Source organism: Streptomyces sp. x-19 (assembly GCF_046549115.1).
Lineage (GTDB): Bacteria > Actinomycetota > Actinomycetes > Streptomycetales > Streptomycetaceae > Streptomyces > Streptomyces albulus_C.
Genome location: NZ_JAJPWK010000005.1, coordinates 87018 through 109196, shown reverse-complemented (window position 1 = coordinate 109196; position 22179 = coordinate 87018). Strand labels below are relative to the sequence as shown.

18 protein-coding genes and 1 tRNA gene are annotated in these 22179 nt (G+C 73.5%); 10 read left to right on the top strand and 9 right to left on the bottom strand.

Annotation, left to right across the window (positions count from 1 at the left end; genetic code table 11):
• Window positions 1-10 precede the first annotated feature (10 nt).
• A complete protein-coding gene (locus tag ACLJT4_RS15505; protein ID WP_411122905.1) occupies window positions 11-2908 on the bottom strand; it encodes an AAA family ATPase in 2898 nt (965 codons plus the stop codon).
• A 396-nt stretch (window positions 2909-3304) separates the two neighbouring features.
• Entirely contained in the window at window positions 3305-4333 is a 1029-nt protein-coding gene (locus tag ACLJT4_RS15500) for a GDP-mannose 4,6-dehydratase (RefSeq protein WP_016577845.1), read from the bottom strand.
• A 374-nt stretch (window positions 4334-4707) separates the two neighbouring features.
• Between ACLJT4_RS15500 and ACLJT4_RS15495 the strand changes: the two genes are divergently transcribed.
• The 3 genes from ACLJT4_RS15495 to ccrA are packed head-to-tail and all read left to right on the top strand — an operon-like array spanning window position 4708 to window position 9694.
• Window positions 4708-6516, top strand: a complete 1809-nt coding sequence (locus tag ACLJT4_RS15495; RefSeq protein WP_411122904.1) for an ABC transporter ATP-binding protein — start codon at window positions 4708-4710, stop codon at window positions 6514-6516.
• The gene (locus ACLJT4_RS15490; protein WP_411122903.1) at window positions 6494-8302 is read left to right on the top strand and encodes an ABC transporter ATP-binding protein; all 1809 of its coding nucleotides are present in this window, start codon (window positions 6494-6496) and stop codon (window positions 8300-8302) included. Before ACLJT4_RS15495 ends, ACLJT4_RS15490 begins: the two co-directional genes overlap by 23 nt.
• 42 nt (window positions 8303-8344) lie before the next feature.
• On the top strand, window positions 8345-9694 hold the full coding sequence (gene ccrA / locus ACLJT4_RS15485; RefSeq protein WP_411122902.1) for a crotonyl-CoA carboxylase/reductase: 1350 nt from the start codon (window positions 8345-8347) through the stop codon (window positions 9692-9694).
• 78 nt (window positions 9695-9772) lie between these two features.
• Here ccrA and ACLJT4_RS15480 read toward each other — a convergent pair whose 3' ends face one another.
• A complete protein-coding gene (locus tag ACLJT4_RS15480; protein WP_411122900.1) occupies window positions 9773-10984 on the bottom strand; it encodes an FAD-dependent monooxygenase in 1212 nt (403 codons plus the stop codon).
• Between the two features lie 207 nt (window positions 10985-11191).
• Here ACLJT4_RS15480 and ACLJT4_RS15475 point away from each other — a divergent pair.
• Window positions 11192-11265: transfer RNA gene (locus ACLJT4_RS15475), tRNA-Met, on the top strand.
• A 55-nt stretch (window positions 11266-11320) separates the two neighbouring features.
• On the opposite strand, the gene ACLJT4_RS15470 is transcribed toward ACLJT4_RS15475, so the two are convergent.
• The 6 genes from ACLJT4_RS15470 to ACLJT4_RS15445 all read right to left on the bottom strand — a co-directional run bounded on the left by ACLJT4_RS15470 (window position 11321) and on the right by ACLJT4_RS15445 (window position 17467).
• Window positions 11321-12331 carry a DUF418 domain-containing protein gene (locus ACLJT4_RS15470; RefSeq protein ID WP_411122899.1) on the bottom strand — a complete coding sequence of 337 codons (1011 nt, stop codon included), beginning with the start codon at window positions 12329-12331 and terminating at the stop codon, window positions 11321-11323.
• A gap of 124 nt (window positions 12332-12455) precedes the next feature.
• Entirely contained in the window at window positions 12456-13091 is a 636-nt protein-coding gene (locus ACLJT4_RS15465) for a response regulator (protein ID WP_411123178.1), read from the bottom strand.
• A 71-nt stretch (window positions 13092-13162) separates the two neighbouring features.
• Window positions 13163-14383 carry a sensor histidine kinase gene (locus ACLJT4_RS15460; RefSeq protein WP_411122898.1) on the bottom strand — a complete coding sequence of 407 codons (1221 nt, stop codon included), beginning with the start codon at window positions 14381-14383 and terminating at the stop codon, window positions 13163-13165.
• 98 nt (window positions 14384-14481) lie between these two features.
• Window positions 14482-15003: a universal stress protein gene (locus ACLJT4_RS15455; protein WP_411122897.1), complete on the bottom strand. Its 522-nt coding sequence runs from the start codon at window positions 15001-15003 to the stop codon at window positions 14482-14484.
• A gap of 16 nt (window positions 15004-15019) precedes the next feature.
• Window positions 15020-16264 carry an SLC13 family permease gene (locus ACLJT4_RS15450; RefSeq protein WP_411122896.1) on the bottom strand — a complete coding sequence of 415 codons (1245 nt, stop codon included), beginning with the start codon at window positions 16262-16264 and terminating at the stop codon, window positions 15020-15022.
• 165 nt (window positions 16265-16429) lie between these two features.
• A complete protein-coding gene (locus tag ACLJT4_RS15445; RefSeq protein WP_411122895.1) occupies window positions 16430-17467 on the bottom strand; it encodes a DUF5954 family protein in 1038 nt (345 codons plus the stop codon).
• Between the two features lie 146 nt (window positions 17468-17613).
• On the opposite strand from ACLJT4_RS15445, the gene ACLJT4_RS15440 reads away from it, so the two are divergent.
• From ACLJT4_RS15440 to ACLJT4_RS15415, 6 genes are all read left to right on the top strand, one after another.
• Entirely contained in the window at window positions 17614-18132 is a 519-nt protein-coding gene (locus tag ACLJT4_RS15440) for a nucleotide triphosphate diphosphatase NUDT15 (RefSeq protein ID WP_411122894.1), read from the top strand.
• Window positions 18133-18226: 94 nt separating this feature from the next.
• Entirely contained in the window at window positions 18227-18943 is a 717-nt protein-coding gene (locus tag ACLJT4_RS15435) for an N-acyl homoserine lactonase family protein (RefSeq protein ID WP_411122893.1), read from the top strand.
• Between the two features lie 71 nt (window positions 18944-19014).
• Entirely contained in the window at window positions 19015-19653 is a 639-nt protein-coding gene (locus tag ACLJT4_RS15430; RefSeq protein WP_411122892.1) for a C39 family peptidase, read from the top strand.
• A gap of 46 nt (window positions 19654-19699) precedes the next feature.
• A complete protein-coding gene (locus ACLJT4_RS15425) occupies window positions 19700-19852 on the top strand; it encodes a hypothetical protein (protein WP_411122891.1) in 153 nt (50 codons plus the stop codon).
• Window positions 19853-19949: 97 nt separating this feature from the next.
• A complete protein-coding gene (locus ACLJT4_RS15420; protein ID WP_411122890.1) occupies window positions 19950-20168 on the top strand; it encodes a hypothetical protein in 219 nt (72 codons plus the stop codon).
• A 183-nt stretch (window positions 20169-20351) separates the two neighbouring features.
• Window positions 20352-22001 (top strand): APC family permease, encoded by a 1650-nt coding sequence (locus tag ACLJT4_RS15415; protein WP_411122889.1) that lies wholly within the window; start codon window positions 20352-20354, stop codon window positions 21999-22001.
• Window positions 22002-22179 lie beyond the last annotated feature (178 nt).

Here is a 22179-nt window from a genome sequence, read left to right as displayed (position 1 = left end):
CCGCTCGCCCTCAATCCTGTCCGCCCGACGGTGGTGCCGCCCCCGGCGCCCGTGCCCCGCGTTCCCCCGAGGAGCGCAGGACCGCGGAGAGCTGGGCCCGCTCGGCGATGCCCAACTTGCGGTACACGCTCGTCAGGTGCATCTCGACCGTGCGCACGCTGACGTAGAGCGACTGCGCGATCGAACGGTTCCCGGCACCGCCGGCGGCGAGGCTGGCGACCGTGCGTTCCATGCCGGTGAGCAGGTCCAGCGGCGAGGCGGTCAGCTTCCGCATGCGGCCGCCCGCGGCCACCAGGGCGTCGCGGGCGTCCTGGCCCAGTGCGAGGGCGCCGCAGCGCTGGGCCAGGCCCGCCGCGGTGCGCAGGTGCTCGCGCGCCTCGCGCCGGTCGCCGGCGGACAGGAGCGCTTTGCCCAGGGCGAGTTCGGCGCGGGCGTGCTCGACGCGGGCCGGTGAGGCGGCGAGTTCCCGCACCGCCTCGCCCAGCAGTTCCACGCCGCGTGCGCCGGGGGTGGCCACGCCGCGGGCCAGGGCGGCCAGCCCGAGGACCCGGGGCGTGCCCCACTGCCGGGCGAGCCGCTCGCCGTGTGCGGCGGGCTCCTGGGCGTCCTTCGTGCGGCCCAGTTCCGCGAGGACGCAGGCCGCCTCCATCCACCAGGGCAGGAACGCCGGCTGGTGCACCTCGGCCTCCGCCAGCGCCCGGCCGCATGCGCGGAACAGCGTCAGTGCGCCCTCCGGGTCCCCCAAGGCGCGCCGGGCCCGCCCCAGGACCATCAGGTAACGGGGGTAGGTCCACACGTACTGTTCGCGCCAGGCGGGCTCGGTACCGGCGAGCAGCCGTTCGGCGTCCGCGGCCTCGCCCCGGTCCACCAGGACGCCCGCCAGGGCCAGACGCGGCATGACCAGCGTCCCGCTCCACCGCTCCGACCCACTGAGCCGGACCGCCGTCCGAGCGTCCGCGAGGGCGTCCGGGAGGGCGCCGACGCCGTGCTTGAGGACGGCGCGGATGGACAGGGCCAGGGCGTAGGTCCAGATGGCGGAGTTCTTCCGGCCGTGGCGCAGGACCCGGTCCAGGGAGTGCAGCGCCTCCTCGGTGCGGTCGGCGAATCCGAGGACGAGCGCCGAGTTGATCAACGTCCATCTCTTCAGGCGCAGTTGGGGGCTGGCGGTGGCGCGCAGCGCCTGCTGCAGGGCCGGTTCGGGCGGCCCGCCGTCGAAGGCCGTCAGGATCCCCATGGCCGCCAGCTTCTGGCACTGGGCGGGGGTGTCGCCCTCCGGAAGGCTCATCATCGCGGCCCGCTTGCGGGTCGCGGCGATGGTGCTGCGGCCGTGCGAGCCGACGATCAGGAACACCGCCTCGACGAGTGTGCGCAGCTCCCGGTCGGCCGGCGCGGGGTCGGGGCCGAGCTCGGCGTCCAGCGCGTCCAGGACGTCTTCGAGGATCTTCAGGGCGACGGAGCACTCGCGCGCGGCCAGGCCGGTCGTGCCGAACTGCGCGGCGATCCGCGCCCGGGTGCGCACGTCGACGCTCGGCGCCAGCGCCTCGCGCAGCAGGCCGACCGCCTCGGGCGGGTCCGTGTCGGCCAGCACCCTCGCTAAGCGGACGCGGATATCGATGCTGTCGGGGTCCACTTCCAGCACCCGGTACAGGTAGCGGGCCGCGGTCTCCGGCGCGCCGCGCTCCTCGGCGCAGGCCGCGGCCTCCAGCAGGACGCCCGGCATCCACGGTTCGTCGATCGCGGGCAGCCGCAGGAGGTGGTCGGCGACCTCTTCGGCGGGCCGGCCCGCATCGCTCAGGAGCAGGGCCGCCCGCGCGTGCAGGCCGGACAGCACGTGGGCGTCCAGGGGCGCGAGCACCGCCGCGCGCACCGCCCCCTCCGCGAGGCGGCCGTCCGCGGGCACCAGCCCGGCCTCGCACAGCACCTTCCGGGCGTCCTCGACGGCGTCGGCGGGGACGCCGGCGAGCGGACCGACGTGGTCGGCGCCCCGCTCGCCGAGGACGGCCACCGCCCGTGCGACCTCGCCGATCCAGGGCGGCTGGCGGTCCAGGAGTTCGCGTGCCCAACCCGCCAGGACGCGACCGGCGGTCTCGGCGATCCGGTCGGCGCCGCCCACCCCCGGCCCGGCCCCCGCGGCCCGCAGTTCGCGCAGCAGTCGGCCCAGGAGGCGGGGGTTGCCGCCGGTCGCGGCGCGGGCGCGGGTGACGAAGACGGGGGCGGCGGGCACCGGGAAGAACTCCCGCACGACCTCGGCGACGTCCCTCTCGGTCAGCGTCGACAGGCGCAGCGTCGTGGTGCGGCAGTCGGCCGTCAGGTCCGCGAGGGCGTGGTGCGTCGGGATGCCGCGGGTGAGGGCGGTGGCCTCGGACTGCCGGGCGAGGACGAGGAGGAGGGGGCGGTCGGCGGATCGGCGCAGCAGGAATTCCAGCCAGCGCAGGGAGAGTTCGTCGCAGTGCTGGGCGTCGTCGAGGGCCAGGACGAGCGGGCGGCGGGCCAGTACGTCGGCCGCGTGCCGGTGCAGGGCGTGGAACGCCTGCTGGACGGCGGGAGCGTGCGGGGGTGCGCCGTCCAGCGCGCCCGGAGCGAGCGCCCGAACGGCGGTGTGGGTGGCGTCGTCGAGGAAGGCGCGCCGTGCGGTCGGGCCGAGCAACGCGCGTAAACCGCTGAAGGAGGTGCCCGCCGCATCCGGCAAAGAGAGGCCCCGCAGAACCGTGGCGCCCCGACAGGCGTCCCCCTTGAGGAAGGCGCGGAGGAGGGCGGATTTGCCGATTCCGGCCGGGCCGGTCACGACCACCGAGCGGGCGTGCCCGGACAGCGCTTCGCGGGCGCGGCGGTCGAGCTCCCGCACGGCATCGCCTCGGCCCACCAAGGTGCTGCCTATATCAGGATCTACGCTCCGACTCCGCACCATAGGACTCCTCGCACCTCGGAGACACAACGGATGTGACGGGGCGTCATCCCATCGATCCGTAAATCACCCTAAAGAGTGATGTCTGAGAAGCGTTAGAGTACATGAGCTTCAGCACATGTGGCATGCGACACGCCGCCGCGGCACCTCCACCCCCCGAGGGGAGATGATCATGCTGCGGCGGTTGCCATCGTGGCATCGGCTCCTTCCTTCGTGCGCTGGCGGCAGGGGTATGGCCGATCCGGCCCGGTGCTCCGCGCGCCCATCCCACCGGGCGGACCGCGGGAAGATCCGTAGAGTCCGCACGCACCGTGCCGGTGCGGCGCCCGGGCCGCACCGCGCGGCACGGGACGCCCGGAGTCCGCGCCGCGCGTCAGGCGCCCCGTACGGCCGACCGGACTACCAGCTGTTGGCCATCAGGTCCCCGAACTCCCGCTCGCGGGAGACCTGCTGAAGATCGGAATCGACCATCATGCGCATCAGTTCGGGGAAGTCGACACTGGGCTCCCAGCCGAGCTTGGCGCGGGCGCGGTCGGCGTCCGCACAGAGGATCTCCACCTCGGCGGGACGCACCAGGGACGGGTCGATGCTGACGTAGTCCTCCCAGTCCAGGCCCACGTGCTCGAAGGCGATGCGCACGGCGTCCCGGACCGAGTGCATTTGGCCGGTTCCGATCACGTAGTCGCCCGGTTCGTCCTGCTGGAGCATCAGGTGCATGGCGCGGACGTAGTCACCGGCGAAGCCCCAGTCCCGCACGGCGTCGAGGTTGCCGAGGGACAGCTTGTCCTGGTAGCCGAGCTTGATGCGGGCGACCGCGAGGGAGATCTTCCGGGTCACGAACTCCGCCCCACGACGCGGCGACTCGTGGTTGAACAGCATCCCGGACACCGCGTACATGCCGAAGGACTCGCGGTAGTTGCGGGTGATGAAGTGCCCGTAGATCTTCGCGACGCCGTACGGGCTGCGCGGCCGGAAGATGGTGGTCTCGCACTGCGGGGTCTCGGCGACCTTGCCGAACATCTCCGACGAGGACGCCTGGTAGAAGCGGATCTGGCTGCCGTCGGCGGTGCGCGAGCCGTTCAGGCCGCTGACCATCCGGATCGCCTCCAGCATGCGCAGCACGCCCATGCCGTTGACCTCGGTGACGAGTTCCGCCTGCTGCCAGGACATCGGCACGAAGGAGATCGCGCCGAGGTTGTAGACCTCGTCCGGCTGCACCGTGTCGACCGCCGACACCAGGCTGGCCTGGTCCATCAGGTCGCCGTTGACGAAGGACAGGTCGGAGACCAGCCGGCTGACCCGCGACTTCCGGGGATTGGCCTGGCCGCGTATCAGACCCCACACCTGGTAGCCCTGGCCGAGCAGGTGCTCGGCCAGATAGGAGCCGTCCTGCCCGGTAATTCCGGTGATCAGCGCACGCTTGGACATCTCATTCCTTTCCTTCGCTGAGAAACAGACCGCCCAAACGCAGAGCCGAGTCTGCTACTTGACCTCTCGGCGTCGAATGGCGTCGAATGCGCCACGGTCCAGACGCCGGGTAAGCGAACGCTTCCAAGGAGCCGGTCACGGCGTCAAGCAATTCCGGTAACACTACGGAATTCCGGAGTCCCCACCACCGGTTTGCGCATGAGCAGTTCGGGACGGGGCACCCGATCGGAACGGCCCACCGGGCCCTGCTCCAAGAGACTACGGATTTTCCGGTGCGCGGTGCGTTGCACTGTGCGGACGTGCCCCGCCCAGGCCCGGTGGGCGCCTCGTTGGCGCCGCCGACCGGACCTGCCCGTCTCCTGGAGCGTCGCCCGGTGCTGCTCAGAATCCTCCGAACCCGACTGCGCCCCCATCGGCGCGCCGTCGTCCTGTTGGCACTGCTGCAACTGCTCCAGATCCTGGCCACGTTGGCCCTGCCGTCGCTGGGCGCCGCCGTCATCGACAACGGCGTGCTCAAGTCCGACAGCGGCTACATCGTCGAGCTGGGCCTGGGGATGCTGGCGCTGGCGGTCCTCCAGATCGCGGCGTCCATGGGCGCGGTGTCGCTGAGTGCGCGGACGGCCATGGCCATGGGCCGCGACCTGCGCTCGGCCGTCTTCCGCCGGGTGCTGGACTTCTCCGCCCGCGAGGTCGGGCAGTTCGGCACCCCGTCGCTGATGACGCGCACCGTCAACGACGTCCAACAGGTGCAGATGCTGGCGCTGTCGGCGTTCGGCGTCGTCGTGTCGGCGCCCCTGATGTGTCTGGGCAGCATTGCGCTCGCCCTCCAGCAGGACATTCCGCTGGCACTGCTCCTGGTGGTGCTGATGGTGGCCGTCGGAATATGTTTCGGCCTCATTCTCGGCCGGACCGATCCGTTCTACGACCGCATGCAGAATTACTTGGACCGGGTCAACGGACTGTTGCGCGAACGCATCACGGGAGTCCGCGTCGTACGCGCTTTCGTACGCGACGGACACGAAAGCGAGAGATTCGGCCGAACCAATTCCGAACTGTGTGACGTCTCGTTGCACGTCGGCCGGCTGCTGGCCACCATCGTCCCCGTCGTGCTGCTGGTCCTGAACGCCTTCATGGCGGCGGTGGTGTGGTTCGGGGCCCACCGCATCGACGCCGGGGCCATGCGGTTCGGGGCGCTCAGCGCGTTCCTCAGCTACCTGACGCTGATCACGATGTCGGTGGTGATGGTGACCTTCGTGTGCCTGGCGATGCCGCGGGCCAGGGTGTCGGCCGAGCGCATCCAGCAGGTGCTGACGACCGAGCCGAGCGTGACCGCGCCGCCCCGACCGGTGCGCACCGCGCCCGCGACCGGCCAACTGGAGCTGCACGGAGCCGGGTTCCGGTACCCGGGAGCGGCGGAGCCGGTGCTGAGCGGGATCGACCTGAGCGCCGGCCCCGGCGAGACGGTGGCGATCCTCGGCAGCACCGGCAGCGGCAAGACCACCCTGCTCAACCTGGTGCTGCGGCACTTCGACGCCACCGAGGGCCACGTCCGGGTGGGCGGCGTCGACGTCCGCGAGCTCGACGCGCAGACGCTGCGCCGCACCGTCGGCTTCGTCCCCCAGCGGGCGTACCTCTTCTCCGGCACCATCGCCAGCAACCTGCGGTTCGGCAACCCCGACGCCAGCGACGAGGCGCTGTGGCACGCACTGGAGATCGCCCAGGCCCGGGACTTCGTCGAGCGGCTGCCCGCAGGGCTGGACGCCCCGATCGCACAGGGCGGCACCAACGTGTCCGGCGGACAGCGCCAGCGGCTGGCGATCGCCCGCACCCTGCTGCGCCGGCCGGACGTCTACCTCTTCGACGACTGCTTCTCCGCGCTGGACAACGCCACGGACGTCGCACTGCGGGCCGCCCTCGCCCCGGAGATCGCCGGTGCGACGGTGCTCACCGTGGCCCAGCGCGTCAGCACCGTGCAGCACGCCCAGCGCATCGTCGTCCTCGACGGGGGCCGGGTGGCCGCCACCGGGACGCACCGGGAACTGCTACGCACCAGCGCCGCCTACCGGGACATCGCCCAGTCACAACTCACGTCCAGCAACGGCGACTTCGACGCCCCCGCACAGCGCGCCGCGAGCGCCCCGACCCCTCAGGAGGCCGTCCATGGTCGCGGCGGACAGCTCTAGCCGCGTGCGGCGCGGCACCGCCCGTCGCACACTGGGCCTGCTGCGGCCCCACCGTGGCCTGGTCGCCGTGGCGGTCGCCCTCGGCATCGGCGGCGTCGTGCTCAACGCGGCGGGCCCGATCCTCCTCGGCCGGGCCACGGACCTGGTCTTCGACGGCATCCGGCACGCCCACGGCGCCACCGGAGTCGACTTCGACGCGATCGCCCGGGTGCTGCTGATCGCGCTCGTGCTCTTCGTCACCGCCGCCCTGCTCACCCTGTTCCAGGGCCGGCTGGTGGCGGCCGTCGTGCAGCGGGTGGTCTTCGCGCTGCGCCAGTCCGTGGAGACCAAGCTCGCCCGCCTGCCGCTGCGGTACTTCGACCGCCACCCGGCGGGTGACGTGCTCAGCCGGGTGACCAACGACGTCGACAACCTCCAGCAGACCCTCCAGCAGACCCTCAGCCAACTGATCACGGCGGTGTTCTCCGTGCTGAGCATGCTGGTGCTGATGCTCGTCATCTCGCCGCTGCTGACCCTGATCATGGTGGCCTGCCTGCCGGTGTCCGTCCTGCTCGCGGCGCGGATCAGCCAGCGCGCACAGCCGCGGTTCGCCCGTCAGTGGTCGGCCACCGGAGCGCTCAACGCCCACGTGGAGGAGGTCTACACCGGCCACGCGCTGGTCAAGGGCTTCGGGCGGCGCGAGCAGGCCGAGCGGGCCTTCGACGAGCAGAACGAGGCCCTCTACCGCGCCAGTGCCCGGGCCCAGTTCGCCTCCGGCGCGATCGAGCCGTCGATGATGTTCGTCTCCAACCTGGGTTATGTCGCCGTGGCGGTCGTCGGCGCACTGCGCGTGGTCGCCGGGACCCTGTCCGTCGGCGACGTCCAGGCGTTCATCCTGTACTCCCGGCAGTTCAGCCAGCCGATCGTCGAGGTCGCCGGCATCGCCGCGCGCCTGCAGTCGGCCCTCGCCTCGGCGGAGCGGATCCACGAGCTGTTGGACGCGGACGAGCAGACCCCGGACGCCGACCGCCCGGCGCGGTTGCCCGCGGTCCGCGGCCACGTCCGGTTCGAGAAGGTCGACTTCCGCTACTCCCCCGACACCCCGCTCATCGAGGACCTCTCGCTCACCGTCGAACCCGGCCAGACCGTGGCGGTCGTCGGCCCCACCGGCGCCGGCAAGACCACCCTGGGCAACCTCCTGATGCGCTTCTACGACACCGACGGGGGGCGCATCCTCCTCGACGGCACCGACATCACCACCCTCACCCGTGAGGACCTGCGCTCCCACTTCGGCCTGGTGCTCCAGGACGCCTGGCTGTTCTCCGGCACCATCGCCGAGAACATCGCCTACGGCCGCCCCGACGCCACCCGCGAGGAGGTCGAGGAGGCCGCCCGCGCCACCTGCGCCGACCGCTTCATCCGCACCTTGCCGGACGGCTACGACACCGTCCTGGACGAGGAGTCGACCAACGTCAGCGCCGGCGAGAAGCAACTGATCACCATCGCACGGGCCTTCCTCGCCCGCCCCTCCATCCTGCTTCTGGACGAGGCGACCAGTTCCGTCGACACCCGCACGGAGGCCCTCATCCAGCGCGCGATGCGCTCGCTGCGCGCGGGCCGCACCAGCTTCGTCATCGCGCACCGCCTGTCCACCATCCGCGACGCGGACCTGATCCTCGTCATGGACGGCGGCCGCATCGTCGAGCAGGGCACCCACGACCAGCTCTTGGCCGCCGCCGGCCCGTACGCCCGCCTGCACGCGGCCGTGGGCCCCCGCGTCGGGCTTGAGGGCGCCGCATCCCGCTGACCGGTGCCCCCTGAGGCACCCTCCCGAAGGAGCCATTCCGCCATGCCCGACAGCCACGCCCTGAGCGAGCTGCTCGCCACGATCAACGCACCCGACCACACCCCCGAGGACATCGCCGCGCTTCCCGTGCCCGAGTCCTTCCGGGCCGTGACCGTCCACAAGTCGGACACCGAGATGTTCCGCGGCATGCCCAGCGCGGACAAGGACCCGCGCAAGTCCCTGCGCGTCGACGAGGTCCCGGTGCCCGAACTGGGGCCCGGCGAGGCCCTGATCGCCGTGATGGCCAGCTCCGTCAACTACAACACCGTCTGGTCGTCCCTCTTCGAGCCGCTGCCGACCTTCGGCTTCCTGGAGCGCTACGGGCGCACCTCGCCGCTGGCCGCCCGCCACGACCTGCCGTACCACATCCTCGGCTCCGACCTGGCCGGCGTGGTGCTGCGCACCGGCCCCGGGGTGAACGTCTGGAAGCCCGGCGACGAGGTCGTGGCGCACTGCCTGTCGGTGGAGTTGGAGAGTCCCGACGGGCACGACGACACCATGCTCGACCCGGCTCAGCGGATCTGGGGCTTCGAGACGAACTTCGGCGGTCTGGCCGAGATAGCCCTGGTCAAGGCCAACCAGCTGATGCCCAAGGCCGACCACCTCACCTGGGAGGAGGCCGCCGCTCCGGGGCTGGTGCACTCCACCGCCTACCGTCAGCTGGTCTCCCGCAACGGCGCCGGCATGAAGCAGGGCGACAACGTGCTGATCTGGGGCGCCAGCGGCGGCCTGGGCTCGTACGCCACCCAGCTCGCCCTCGCCGGCGGGGCCAACCCCGTCTGCGTGGTCTCGAACGAGCGCAAGGCCGAGGTGTGCCGGGCCATGGGCGCGGAGGCGGTCATCGACCGCTCGGCCGAGGGCTACCGCTTCTGGAGCGACGACGACACCCAGAACCCGCGGGAGTGGAAGCGGTTCGGCGCGCGCATCCGGGAGTTGACCGGGGGCGAGGACGTGGACATCGTCTTCGAGCACCCGGGCCGGGAGACCTTCGGGGCGTCCGTCTACGTGGCGCGCAGGGGCGGCACCATCGTCACCTGCGCCTCCACCTCCGGCTACCGCCACGAGTTCGACAACCGCTACCTGTGGATGCACCTCAAGCGCATCGTCGGCACCCACTTCGCCAACTACCGCGAGGCGTGGGAGGCCAACCGCCTCGTGGCCAAGGGGAAGATCCACCCCACCCTCTCCTGCACCTACCCGCTGGCCGACACCGCGCTCGCCGTCCACGACGTGCACAGCAACGCCCACCAGGGCAAGGTCGGCGTGCTGTGCCTGGCCCCCACCGAGGGCCTGGGCGTGCGCGACGAAGAACTCCGCGCCCGGCACATCGACGCGATCAACCGGTTCCGCTGACCGCGCCGGCTCCCCCGTCCCGGGGCCCTTCCGACCCGCACCGCGCACCGGCCCGGCGGAAGGGCCCCGCCCCTGCGCTCACCCGTCGCGCCGTGCCGCCATCGGGCGGTCCGGCAGCCGGAACGCGTCCGCCGGCGGGCTGAACACCGCACCCGCGACGTCACCGAACCGGTTGGCCAGCGGACTGGTGGCGGTCCGCAGGCCGGCCCAGACCAACGAGCGCTGCCGTCGGGTGTGCGGGTAGACCATCCGCGGGATCCCCGGCCGGAGTTGCTGCGCCTTCTCGACGAACGGCCGCATGGTCGCCTCGTAACGGGCGAACGCGGTGTGCGGATCGGCGTGCTGGACGAGCTCGCCGGCCAACACGTAGGCGCCGGTGAGGGCCAGGGTCGTGCTCATGCCGCTCATCGGCGAGGCGCAGTGGGCGGCGTCCCCGAGGAGCGCGATCCGGCCGCTGCTCCAGCGCGGCAGCCGCGCCTGACCGAGCGCTTCGAAGTACAGGGGCGCGTCGTCGAGGGCGTCGAGGATCCGCGGGGCCTCCCAGCCGACGTCGGCGAACGTCGCGCGCAGGACCGTGACGACGCCCGTGCGGTCGAGCCGGTCCAGGCCGCGCACGGAGCTGAGCACGTTCAGCCCGGCCCGGATCGTGCCGACGTCGTCCGGCCGCAGGGTCACCGCGCGGCCCCGGTCGCAGATCAGCCACCGCCACCGGTCGTTGTCGGCTTCGGTGCGCGGAATGGTCAAATAGGCGCTGTAGACACCGAGTTCGTGTACCTGCGCATCCCCTAACACCATCGTGCGGGTCCGCGAGCGGAGCCCCTCGGCGAGGACCACCGCGTCGAACCGGCGGGCCGGTCCGCGGCGGAACTCCACGTCCACGCCGCGCCCGTCGTCGTGCAGCGCGGTGATCTGGTCGCCGAAGACGTAGGCGGCTTCGGCGGACGAGTGGTCGTACAGGATCTGTCCGAGGCGCCCGCGCAGGATCTCCAGTTCGGCGGTGCCGCCCGAGGTGTCGTCGGTACCGGCGGCGAATCGGGCGACCGGCCGGCCCCGCTCGTCGACGAAGTCCAGGCCCGTCTCGTGGGTGTGGGCGGCCCGCACCGCCTCCTCCAGGCCCATCCGGCGCAGGACTTCCCGGCCGGTGCCACGGACGTCGATGTTCTGTCCCTCGTCGCGCAGTTCGTCGAAGCGTTCCACGACGGTGACGTCCCAGCCGGCCCGGGCCAGCCAGGAGGCGAGGGCCGGCCCCGCGATGCTGGCACCGGAAATCAGGACGCTCGGGGTACTCATGGTGACTGGCATTCCTCTCTGGCGCACGACTGCGAGGCCGCACGGCATCGCGTGCACATCCCTACCCGCACGGCGCCCCCGGCACGACGTCGAGGCCCCGCCGAAGATCCCCCGGCTTCCGACAGGCGGCACGGCGGCCCCGACGGGCCGGGCGCAAGCGCCGATTCGACCGGGCCCCCGCCGTTGCCGTACAGTTCAGCATGCCGACGCGGGGTGGAGCAGCTCGGTAGCTCGCTGGGCTCATAACCCAGAGGTCGCAGGTTCAAATCCTGTCCCCGCTACTCAAGAAGTGAAGGCCCGGTGGATCCCACCGGGCCTTCACTGCGTCCCGGACCGTCAGCGGCGGTTGGGGACGCGCTCCCACCAGGTGACACAGCGCAGGCACCACTCCACCGGGCCGTACCGGAAGCGGGCCAGCCACCAGCGGCTGACGAGCGTCTGCACGACGAGGATCGCCAGGGCCAGCACCATCGCCGTGCCCCAGTGCAGGGAGTGCCGCAGGCCCAGCACCGGGGCGGCCGCGACGACCAGGAGCGTGGCGGTCAGGTAGTTGGTGAGCGCCATGCGACCGAGCGGTTCGAGGACCGCGGACAGCGGCGCGCCCAGCGGGGTCCGCAGCAGCAGGAGCAGGGTGACGGCGTAGGCACCGGCGGCGAGCAGCCCGGCCCCGGCGGCGATCCGGGTCGCGTGCGCGTCGGCCGGATCGACGGCGTGCTGCCACCAGACGGCCGCCGCCGCGAGCGGCACGAGTCCGGCGAGCACCGCGGCCAGCCGGCCGGTGCGGTGGTCCAGGGCACGCGGCAGGCCCAGCCGGGCCACCGCGAGGCCGAGCAGGAACAGGCCCGGAATGGTCGCGATGCCGCCCGAGGCGACCGTCACGGAGGCCAGGGTGAGCACGGCGCCGGCCCCGAGCACGAGCGGGGTGGGCAGCCAGGTCGCGGGCAGCAGCACCAGCAGTCCGAAGATCGCGTAGGGGGTGAGCGCCTCACCGGGGTGCAGCAGCTGGTGCGCCGCCCCCAGGAGGCCGAGCGCGACCAGGCGCCGCACCAGGAGCAGCCGCGGCCGGTCCGAGCGGCGGGCGGCGCCGTCGAGGAAGAGCGCGAAGCTGATGCCGAAGAGGAACGAGAAGATCGGGAAGAAGCGCTCCTGGACGGTGAGGTCCAAGAACGCACGGATCGGGTGCAGCACCCCGGGGCTCGGTCCGAAGGCCATGGCGGTGATCTGCGGGACGTTGACCAGGAGGATGCCGCACAGCGCGAAACCACGGAGGGCGTCGAGGGCGCGGATGCGGTGGCGGTCGGGCGCCGGGGCCGGAGCGGGCGGCGCCGTGGTGGTGGTCTGCTGCATGGCACCACCGTCGATCGGCGGGAGTGCCCGGCGCCTCTGCCGTTCGGCCGGAGCCGCCCGCCGTCCCTCGGCCGAACGGCCGACCCGACGCCGGCCGGGCGCGGACGGCGGCGGACGGCGCCGGTCAGCGGGCGCGCACGGCGCCCGTCTCCCAGGCCCAGGCGGCGATCTCCACGCGGTTGCGGACGCCCAGTTTGGTCTGGATGCTCCCGAGGTGGGTCTTCACGGTGCCGAGCGAGACGTAGAGCTCCTGGCAGATCTCCTGGTTGGTGCGCCCCCGGGCCACCAGCCGGGCCACGTCCATCTCGCGGTCCGTGAGCGGCCCCGCGGCGCTGGCGGCGGCGCCCGGGCCGGTCGCCGCGTCCGGGTGCGGGCCGAGGCGTTCGAGCAGGCGGACCGTGACCGACGGGGAGACCAGCGCATCGCCCCGGGCCGCGGCACGGACGGCCTCCACCAACAGGCCCGGGCCGGCGTCCTTCAGGAGGAAGCCGCAGGCGCCGCCCTGGAGGGCACCGTAGACGTAGTCGTCCTGGTCGAAGGTGGTGACCACGACGACCCGCAGCGGGTCGGTGGCGTCCGGGCCGGCGAGGATCCGGGTGACGTCCAGGCCGTCCAGCTTCGGCATCCGGACGTCCACCAGGCAGACGTCGGGCCGCAGGCGCCGGGCGGCCTCCACGCACGCGGCGCCGTCGGCGACCTCGGCGATCACGTCGAGGTCGGGTTGGGCGTCGAGGATCAGCCGGAAGCCGGTGCGGACCATCTCCTGGTCGTCGGCGATGAGCACCCGGGTCGCACGGGCCGGCTGCGCGGGTGGGGACGTCGGGGAAGGGGTCACGCGTCCGATCGTGCCATGCCGGCGTCGTCCGGTCGGGGGTCCAGCACCGGGAAGGTCGCGGTCAGCTGCCAGCCGCCCTCGGGCGTCGGCCCGGCGGTCAGCGAGCCGCCGACCGCCTCGGCGCGCTCCCGCAGGCCGACCAGGCCGAAGCCGCTGCGGCCGCCGGCGGGGGCGGCGGCGCGGTCGACGGGTCGGTCGTTGCGCACCTCGACGGCCAACTGCCCGGCGCGCAGGGCTGCGCGGACGGCGACGGTCACCGTCCCGGGCGCGTGCCGGCGCACGTTGGTCAGGGCTTCCTGCACCGCTCGTTGGACGGAGGTCTCCACTTCGGGCGCGAGGCGGGCCCGGCGGGCGGCGGCGTCGATCCGGACCGTGACGTCCGGGCCGCCGCCCCGGGAGAAGTCGGCGGCCAGTTCGGCCAGCGCGGCGTACAACTCGCCGGGCCGCACCGCGCGGCCCTCCTCCTCGCGGAGCACCCGGACCAGGCGGCGCATCGAGTCCAGCGTCTCCAGCCCCGCCTTCTCGATGCCCGCCAGCATGGTGTCGACGCGCTCGGGGGCACTCTCGCGGATGGTGCGGGCGGCCTGGGCCTGGATGACGATGCCGGTCACGTGGTGGGCCACGAAGTCGTGCAGGTCGCGGGCGAGTTCCAGCCGTTCGCTCTGGCGGACGGCGGTGACGGCGCGGGCCCGTCGGGCATCCAGGGCACGCAGGTAGCAGCCCAGTCCGAGCAGGGTGCCGACGGCGACGGTGAGGGCGAAGGCGTAGTTGACGAGGTCGTTGTAGTGCCACATCCGCAGTGGGGCCGCGACGACGGCGGTGCCGAGCGCGGCGCACAGGGCGACCGCAGCCGGCGGCGGTTCGGCCCGCCGGGCGGTGCGGGCGAGCAACGCCAGCAGGGCCACGGTCTCCGGCAGTCCCCAGCTCCCGGCGGCGCTCCGGTGGGGCAGGAGGGCCAGCACGCCGGTCACCGTCCAGGAGGCGGCCGCCGCGGCCGCGGCCCGCCGTCGCACGGTCGACCAGCCGTCGGGCGCCAGCAGCAGCCCGGCGTAGAGCGGTGCGGTGGCCAGCGGCACGAAGTCCGCCACGTGGTGCGGGTAGCCGGTCAGCGGTTGGACGCTCACCCAGTCGGCCAGCCAGGCCAGGACGAGGACCGGACAGAGCGCGACGGGGGCCGCCCACCGGGTGCGGCGCGGGAAGGGGGTGCGAGGTTCCACGCCGGCAGGTTACGCACGCGCCGGCCCGCCGCGGGTCGGCCGAACGGCCGACGTGGCCGGCGTGCCCGGCGGGACCGCGCCGGACCGGCCGTCGTCCGTCAGGCCGGCTCGGGGGGCGGTGGGGGTGGCAGGGTGTCCAGGTCGGGGGCGGGTTCGGGCCAGACCAGGAGGACCGGGCAGGGCGCGTGGTCGACCACGAAGCGGCTGGCCGGGCCCAGGCTGTGCGGACCGAGGTGGCTGCGGTCGCCGTCGCGGGCGAGGATCAGCAGGTCGGCGCCGTCGGCGGCGGCCACCACCGCGCGTTCGGGCCGGCCGGTGCGTTCCCGGCGGGTGCACGGGCGGGCGAGACGGTCGGCGGCGGTGCGCAGCAGCGCGTCGGCGGAGGCGGCGGCCAGGTCCTCCACGCGGGCGCCCGGGTCGCTGCCCCAGCCCTCGGGCGGGTGGTGCCCCCGGCGGTGGCCGCGGCCGAGCAGCCCCACGTAGGCGCCGTGGGCGGCGGCCGGGGCCTCGGGGCCGCTGGTGTGCAGCAGCACGATCTCGGCGTCTTCGGGGGCGTGGTCGCGGGCGGCGTCCACGCAGGCCGGCCAGGTGCCCTCGACGATCCAGACGATGACGGTCACGAGTCGGCCTCCGTGCTCAGGCTCCGAGGACGTGCAGCGACAGCCACAGTGCTACCACGGAGGCCACCAGTGCCGCGGGTACCGCGAGCACGCCGAGCAGGGTGAATTCGCCGAGCGCCACGTCGGTGCCGTGTTCCCGGACGATGCGCCGCCACAGCAGGGTGGCGAGCGATCCGGCGTAGGTGAGGTTGGGGCCGATGTTGACGCCGAGCAGGACGGCGAGCACCGCGCCCGGCCCGGCGGGGGCGGTGAGCGGTACCAGGACGAGGGTGGCGGGCAGGTTGTTGATGACGTTGGCGAGGACGGCGGCGAGCGCGGCGAGGCCCAGGAGGGCCGGCAGGGCGCCGCTGTGCGGGACGAGGTGGGCGAGGCCGGCGGCGAGCCCGTTGTCGACGACGGCGCGGACCACGATGCCCAGCGCCAGGACGAAGGCGAGGAACGCCGGGGCGGCGGAGCGGAGGATCGCGGCGGGAGTGGTGCGGCGCCGGGCCAGGGCCCGGGCCGACAACACCAGCGTGCCGGCCAGCGCCGCCCACACCGGGTTGAGCCCGAGGGCCGAGGCGAGCACGAAGCCGGCCAGCGTGCCGGCCACGGTGACCAGGGCGAACAGCGGCAGTTGGGGGGCGTCCGCAACGGCCGGTGCCAAGGCGCCGGCGTCCAGGTCGGTGGCGAAGAACCGTCGCAGCACCACGTATTCGACGGCGATCGCGGCCAGCCAGGGCAGCGCCATCAGCCCGGCGAACCGGGTGAAGCTCAGACCACTGGCCGCGAAGGCCAACAGGTTGGTGAGGTTGGAGACCGGCAGCAGCAGCGAGGCGGTGTTCGACAGGTGGGTGCAGGCGTAGACGTGCGGTGCGGGCCGGGCGCCCAGGCGGGCGGCGGTGGCGAACACCACCGGGGTGAGCAGCACCACCGTCGCGTCCAGGCTCAGGACCGCGGTGACCACCGACGCGACCAGGAACACCTGTGCCAGCAGCCGGTGCGGGCGGCCCCGCGCGCTGCGCGCCATCCAGGCGCCACAGGCCCGGAACAGCCCCTCGTCGGCGCAGAGCTGGGCGAGCACCAGCACCGCGGCGAGGAACCCGATGACCGGCCCCAGCCGCTCGGCCTCCGCCCGCACGTGCGCCGGCGACACCGCCCCGACCGCGAGGAGCACACCGGCCGCCGGGACCGCCACCACCGCCTCCGGCCAGCCCCAGGGCCGCACCACCGCACAGGCCAGGACGACCACCAGGAGTCCGACGGAGAGCGCTTCGGCCAACGACGCGTTCAGGATCGGCTCCTCGCGGACGGATGAGGCGACGCCTCGAAGAAGGGGTGCTAAAGGGGGGTAACGGTAACTTCCCGACTCGGATCCCCGGCCGGCCACCCGCCGGACGCGCCCCGAGGACCTCCGTAGGCCGGCTGGCCCGGTGGCCCGGCCGGCTCAGCTGTCGTAGTGCAGCGTGCCGTCCTCGTCCATGGTCGGGTGGATCTGCGTCGGCCCGTAGTCGTCGACGTCGGACGGGCGGGGCGGTTCCGGGCCGTCGGGGCCGGTGCGCACCATCCGCTCGATGCGGCAGATCTGGAACGCCCGGTCGCCCACCCGCACGTCGTTGGCGCGGCCGGCGGCCTTGAACTCGTCGGCGGCCCGTGCGTACTGCTCCCGTTCGGCGTCGCTGAACTCGTACAGCCCGGGCCAGAATTCGACCATGGCGTCGGCGAGCAGCCGCCGCGCCGCGTGCGGCGTCGGCATCAGCGCGCCCCTCGGCTGCCAGCCTCCGGAGCGGCGTTCGGCCACGCCGAAGCCGACCGGCAACAGGACGACGTCCGGATAGTCCGTGCGGGCGCGCTCGGACTCCTCGCGGACGGCGGCGGGGAAGCCCTCCCCCGGATAGGCGAAGCCCTGGAGCGCCACCTTCATGGCGGCGGCCATGGGGCTGGTCTCCCGGCCGGGGACGAGCGCGAAGTCCAGGTCCGGGGACGGGGGGTCGCTGCGGCCCTCCCAGGTGCGGTCGGCCGGTTCGGGGTCGGTGGGCCGGGGTGGTTCCAGACCGGTGCGGCCGGTGCGCACGAACTCGTCGCCGCGGACGATCCGGTAGCGGGCGCCGCAGACCGTCAGGTCGTCGAGCGGCTCGTGTTCCAGGCGCGTCACCGCGGCCAGCAGTTCGCGCCGCACGGCCGGGTCGTCGGTGTCGTCCTTGGCCGTGAACCACAGGTGGGAGTTGAGGGTGTCCCGGGCACCCTGCGGCGTGTCGTCCGCCACGGGTTTCAACAGCCGCCATTCCCCGGCGCGTTCGGGGTCCTGCGGAGGGTTGGCCGGGGTGCGGACGGCCACCCCGAAGACCGGCCCGCGGAGCGCGAGGTCCGGATAGCGGCGGGACGCGTCCACGGCATCGGCCTCCACGACCCACTCGGTCGGGTCGTCGCGCCGCACCAACTCCCGGTGGAGCCGGTCGATCTGTCGCTTCCAGTCATCGGTCATGAGCGCATTGTGGTCGGCGCGCGTCGCGGATTCGGCCGGAACGGTGGAGGTGCCGCACACCTGCGGGTGAATGTGCGGGAAAGTGTTGCCGTCCCGGCATCGGGGCAGGTCGTGCAGGAGCCGAGAGAGGGACGGGAAGGGACGGGATGGGCAGCGGAACGGGCACGGGTACGGGTGCGGGTGCGGTCACCAGCCGGCAGCGGGGGGACCGACCCCCGCAGGCGCACGCGACGTTCGGGGTCGGCGTCATCGTGCTGGACGCGGGCGGGCGGATGCTGCTCGGTCTGCACCGCGCGGGGACCTGGGAGTTGCCCGGCGGAAAGGTCGATCCGGGCGAGGGCGTGCGGTCCGCCGCGGCCCGGGAGCTCCGGGAGGAGACCGGCCTGCACACCGATCCGGACGAGGTGCGGATCTTCGCCATGCTGCACGACGACGTCGACGGCCTGAACCGCATCACCATGGCCTCGCTCGTCACCCGTTTCGACGGTACGCCGCACGCGGCGGAGCCGCAGCACATCAGCCGCTGGGAGTGGCACTCCCCCACCGCGCTGCCCGGGCCGCTGTTCACGCCGTCCGCGCAGATCCTCACCGTGTGGCGCCCGGAATTGGCGATCACCGCCCCGCCGGCGCACCGGCTCGACGTGATGTGCGTCGGGACGACCTGACGGACCGCAGCGGTCACCGTCGGCCCCGGGGTCGGCGGTGACGACCGGGCGCAATCGGCTGCGGGCGGCGGGCCGGCCCGACGAAGATGGGGCCATGCAGACGACCTCGACGCACACCGCGGTGCACCGCCTCGACCTCGGCTACTTCGTACGGCCGGCGTCGGAGACCGACAGCCCCGAGCCACGGGTGGAGCCCGTGCTCGCCTATCTGGTGGAGCACGACCGGGGACTGCTGCTCTTCGACACCGGCGTCGGAGCCGCCGACCCGGAGACCGAGGCGCACTACCGCCCCCGGCGCCGCCCGCTCCAGGCCGCGTTGGCCGCCGTCGGCGCGTCCCTGGCCGACATCTCGGTCGTCGTCAACTGCCACCTGCACTTCGACCACTGCGGCGGCAACCCCCTCCTGGCCGGGAAGCCCATCGTGGTGCAGGCCGTGGAGCTGGCCACCGCGCGGCGCGGCGGCCACACCTTCGACGAGCTGATCGACTTCCCCGGCGCGCGCTACGAGGAGCTGACCGGCGAGGCCGAGATCTGGCCGGGCGTGCGGGTCGTCCCGACGCCGGGCCACACCGACGGGCACCAGTCGCTGGTCCTGCACCGCCCCGACGGCACGGTGGTGCTGGCCGGGCAGGCCCGTGACGTCGCGTCGCACTACGCCGCCGACCACCTGGCCCGACAGGCCGCGTCGGACGGCGTCGAGCCGCCGCTGCCGGAATACCCCCGCTGGCTCGACCGGCTCGCCGACTTCGCGCCGCGCCGGGTGCTCTTCGCGCACGACTGCTCGGTCTGGGAGCCGCCGCGCGCCGGATGACGGCCCCGGGTGCCGGTCGGCGGCGGCGCCCCCTTCCCGGCGGGCCGCGACGCCCGTCGATACCCTGCACCATGACCGCGAACGCCACCGTCATCCACCCCGTCCCCTACCACGCGCAGTGGGCCTCGCCGGAACTCGTCCCCGCGATCCTGGCCGGGACGCTGCCGGCGGCCGAGGACCCCCGCTGGCCCGAATACGGGGCCGAGGACCCGCAGGAGTACGCCTGGTGGTCGTGGCGCCTGTGCGGGATGGCCTGTCTGCGGATGGCGTTGGAGTTCTGGCGGGGGTCCGCGCCCACCGCCATGGAGCTGGCCGCCGAGTGCCTGGACGCCGGCGCCTACGTGCGCCGCGGGGACGGCCTGGACGGCCTCGTCTACGCCCCGTTCGCCGCCTACGCGACCCGCCGTTGGGGCCTGGTCGCCGAGTCCCGGCCCGACCTTCCCCGGGCGGAGATCCCCGCGCTGGTCGGCGCCGGCCGGCTCGTCCTGCTCTCGGTCCACCCCAGCGTCCGGGACGCCGACCCCCGGCCGCCGCGCCGGGGCGGGCACCTGGTGCTGGCCGTCGGCGTCACACCGGACCACGTGGTGATCCACAACCCGTCCGGACTCCCGGGCCGCTCCCAGGAGTTCGCGCACGTCGACTGGGAGCGGTGGGAACGGGTGTACGCGGGGCGCGGCGTCGTCCTGGGGCTCCCGGACGACGAGCGGTGAGCGAACGCCCCCGGCAGTCGCTTGAGCAAGCGGTCACGTCGGCGCGGTGATCGGGTTCCCCTCGAAGCCCCCCACGTATCGGGCCGCGCTCGGCGCGGCCGTGGAGTCCTCGGGGGCGCACGCGGAGTTCGACGGGCCGGACTCCCCGGGCGGGGGCGCCCACGAGGCACTGCGGGTCCTGCGCGCCGTCAAGCCGTGAGGTGAGCCGGCGCGGCATCCCCGCCCCGTGTGGGTGATGGCCAACTCCCCTGCCGACCAAGGAACATGGAGTCAGGAACGGCGGAGGGGGTGGTGGCGTGCGGGAGAGCGGCAACCCACCGGAGCGGCGGCGCGTCCCGTTGGGCGCCATCGGTCTGGTCCTGGCGCTGGCCGTCAGTGTGGCCGGGGTGGCCTGGGCCGCCGGTCTCGACGAGACCGGCGTGGAGGTCGCCCCGTCGAGCGGCGACGCCGGCGGGGCCGCCGCCGCCACACCGGGACCGGCGACGCCCCGGCCCGCCGCGCCGCCCCGCCCGTAGCGCCGGCCCCGGCGGACACCGCCACCGGTCGGACCACGCCGCGCCCGGCGCGGCGTGCCCGACGTCTCCGCGACCCTCCTGAAATATTGGGGCAAAAGGTACGTGCGCCCACTCGGGCCTCCGCAGGCCGTCGGGCGCTTCGTCACCGGACGCACCCGACGCAGCGGAACGAGGGCACGCCCCATGGAGATGCACCAGCCGCCCGCACCCGCCGCACCCCGGAACCCCGGCCTGCGGCGTGAGATCGGACTGATCGGGCTGATCTGGACCTCGGAGGGGTCCATCATCGGATCCGGATGGCTGTTCGGCGCGCTGTTCGCGGCGCAGGCGGCGGGCACCGCGGCGCTGGTCTCCTGGGGCATCGGGGCCGTCGCCATCGTCATCCTGGCCTTCGTCCACGCCGAACTGGGGGCGATGTACCCGGTCGCGGGCGGCACCGCGCGCTTCCCGCACTACGCGTTCGGCAGCGCGGCCGGCGCCTCCTTCGGCTGGTTCTCCTGGCTCCAGGCGGTCACCGTGGCGCCGATCGAGGTGATGGCGTCCCTGAACTACCTCAGCGTGCACGCCCCCTGGGTGCAGACGGGCAAGAACCACCTCACCGGCGCCGGCTACGGACTCGCCGTCGCCTTCATGGCGTTCTTCGTCGTCGTCAACTTCTTCGGCGTCCGGTGGCTCGCCCACACCAACAGCGTGGCGACGTGGTGGAAGGTGGCCGTCCCCGTCGTCACCATCGTCGTGATGGGCGCCGCGGCCTTCCATCCCGACAACTTCGGCTACCAGGGCTTCGCGCCCTTCGGCGCCAAGGGGATGCTCTCGGCGATCAGCACCAGCGGCATCATCTTCGCGCTCCTCGGTTTCGAGCAGGCCGACCAGTTGGCGGGCGAGAGCCGCAACCCGGCACACGACATCCCGCGGGCGGTGATCGGCTCGATCCTGATCGGTGTGCTGGTGTACGTGGCGCTCCAGGCGGTGTTCATCGGGGCGCTCCCGCACAGCGCGTTCGCCCACGGCGGCTGGGCCGACCTGACGTTCGCCGGCAAGGCCGGGCCGTTCGCCGGCCTCGCCACCTCCGTCGGGCTGGGCTGGCTGGCGACGCTCCTCTACATCGACGCGGTCATCTCGCCGTCCGGCACCGGCCTGATCTACGTGACGGCCACCTCCCGGGTGTCGTACGGACTGTCCCGCAACGGCTACGTGCCGGTGGTCTTCGAGCGCACCACCAAGCGCGGCGTCCCGTGGTTCGGTCTGCTGGTCGCCTTCGTGATCGGGCTCGTCGTCTTCCTGCCGTTCCCCACCTGGCAGAAGCTGGTGGGCTTCGTGACGTCGGCGAGCGTGCTGATGTACGCCGGCGCCCCGCTCGCCTTCGGGTGCCTGCGGAAGCAGGATCCCCACCGGCCGCGTCCGTACCGGTTGCCCGGTGGGCTCTTCTGGGCGCCGGTGGCCTTCGTCGTCGCCAACTTGATCATTTACTGGGCCGGTTGGGACACGCTGTGGCGGCTGGGCGTGGCGATCGTCCTGGGCTATCTGGTGCTGGGAGGTTCGGCGCTGCTCAAGCTCAACCCCAAGGCACCGCACCTGGACTGGAAGCACGCGCAGTGGCTGCCCGTGTACCTGCTGGGCATGGGGGTGATCTCCTGGCAGGGCGGCTTCTGCAGCACCGGTCCTGCCTCCAAGGTGGCGTGCGGGGCGACGGACGCGCTGCCGCTGTGGTGGGACATCGCGTTGATCGCCGCGTTCAGCCTCGTCGTCTACTTCTGGGCGCAGGCGGTCCGGTTGCCGGACGAGCGGACCCGGGAGTACATCGGGTCGGTGGAGGTGGTCCCCGGGGGCTGAGCGCCCCGGCCGCGGCTCCTTGGGGTCGGCGGGCTCGAAACCCGTACGGAAACCGGGCCCGGCGCGGCCGGGATCACCCCCGTGGCGGGACGCCGCCGGGTGCGGGGCGCGGGTCCCGGCGCGGCCCGGCGAAGGGGGCGGCGGGCCCCCGGACCGTGCGTCAGGCGGGCCGTGGCGC

What these genes read in the sequence shown, in the direction of transcription:
- ACLJT4_RS15505 (WP_411122905.1), bottom strand. Translation starts at nt 2,908, where the DNA reads ATGGTGCGGAGTCGGAGCGTAGATCCTGATATAGGCAGCACCTTGGTG.
- ACLJT4_RS15500 (WP_016577845.1), bottom strand. Translation starts at nt 4,333, where the DNA reads ATGTCCAAGCGTGCGCTGATCACCGGAATTACCGGGCAGGACGGCTCC.
- ACLJT4_RS15490 (WP_411122903.1), top strand. Translation starts at nt 6,494, where the DNA reads ATGGTCGCGGCGGACAGCTCTAGCCGCGTGCGGCGCGGCACCGCCCGT.
- ccrA (WP_411122902.1), top strand. Translation starts at nt 8,345, where the DNA reads ATGCCCGACAGCCACGCCCTGAGCGAGCTGCTCGCCACGATCAACGCA.
- ACLJT4_RS15480 (WP_411122900.1), bottom strand. Translation starts at nt 10,984, where the DNA reads ATGAGTACCCCGAGCGTCCTGATTTCCGGTGCCAGCATCGCGGGGCCG.
- ACLJT4_RS15470 (WP_411122899.1), bottom strand. Translation starts at nt 12,331, where the DNA reads ATGCAGCAGACCACCACCACGGCGCCGCCCGCTCCGGCCCCGGCGCCC.
- ACLJT4_RS15465 (WP_411123178.1), bottom strand. Translation starts at nt 13,091, where the DNA reads ATGGTCCGCACCGGCTTCCGGCTGATCCTCGACGCCCAACCCGACCTC.
- ACLJT4_RS15445 (WP_411122895.1), bottom strand. Translation starts at nt 17,467, where the DNA reads ATGACCGATGACTGGAAGCGACAGATCGACCGGCTCCACCGGGAGTTG.
- ACLJT4_RS15440 (WP_411122894.1), top strand. Translation starts at nt 17,614, where the DNA reads ATGGGCAGCGGAACGGGCACGGGTACGGGTGCGGGTGCGGTCACCAGC.
- ACLJT4_RS15435 (WP_411122893.1), top strand. Translation starts at nt 18,227, where the DNA reads ATGCAGACGACCTCGACGCACACCGCGGTGCACCGCCTCGACCTCGGC.
- ACLJT4_RS15430 (WP_411122892.1), top strand. Translation starts at nt 19,015, where the DNA reads ATGACCGCGAACGCCACCGTCATCCACCCCGTCCCCTACCACGCGCAG.
- ACLJT4_RS15415 (WP_411122889.1), top strand. Translation starts at nt 20,352, where the DNA reads ATGGAGATGCACCAGCCGCCCGCACCCGCCGCACCCCGGAACCCCGGC.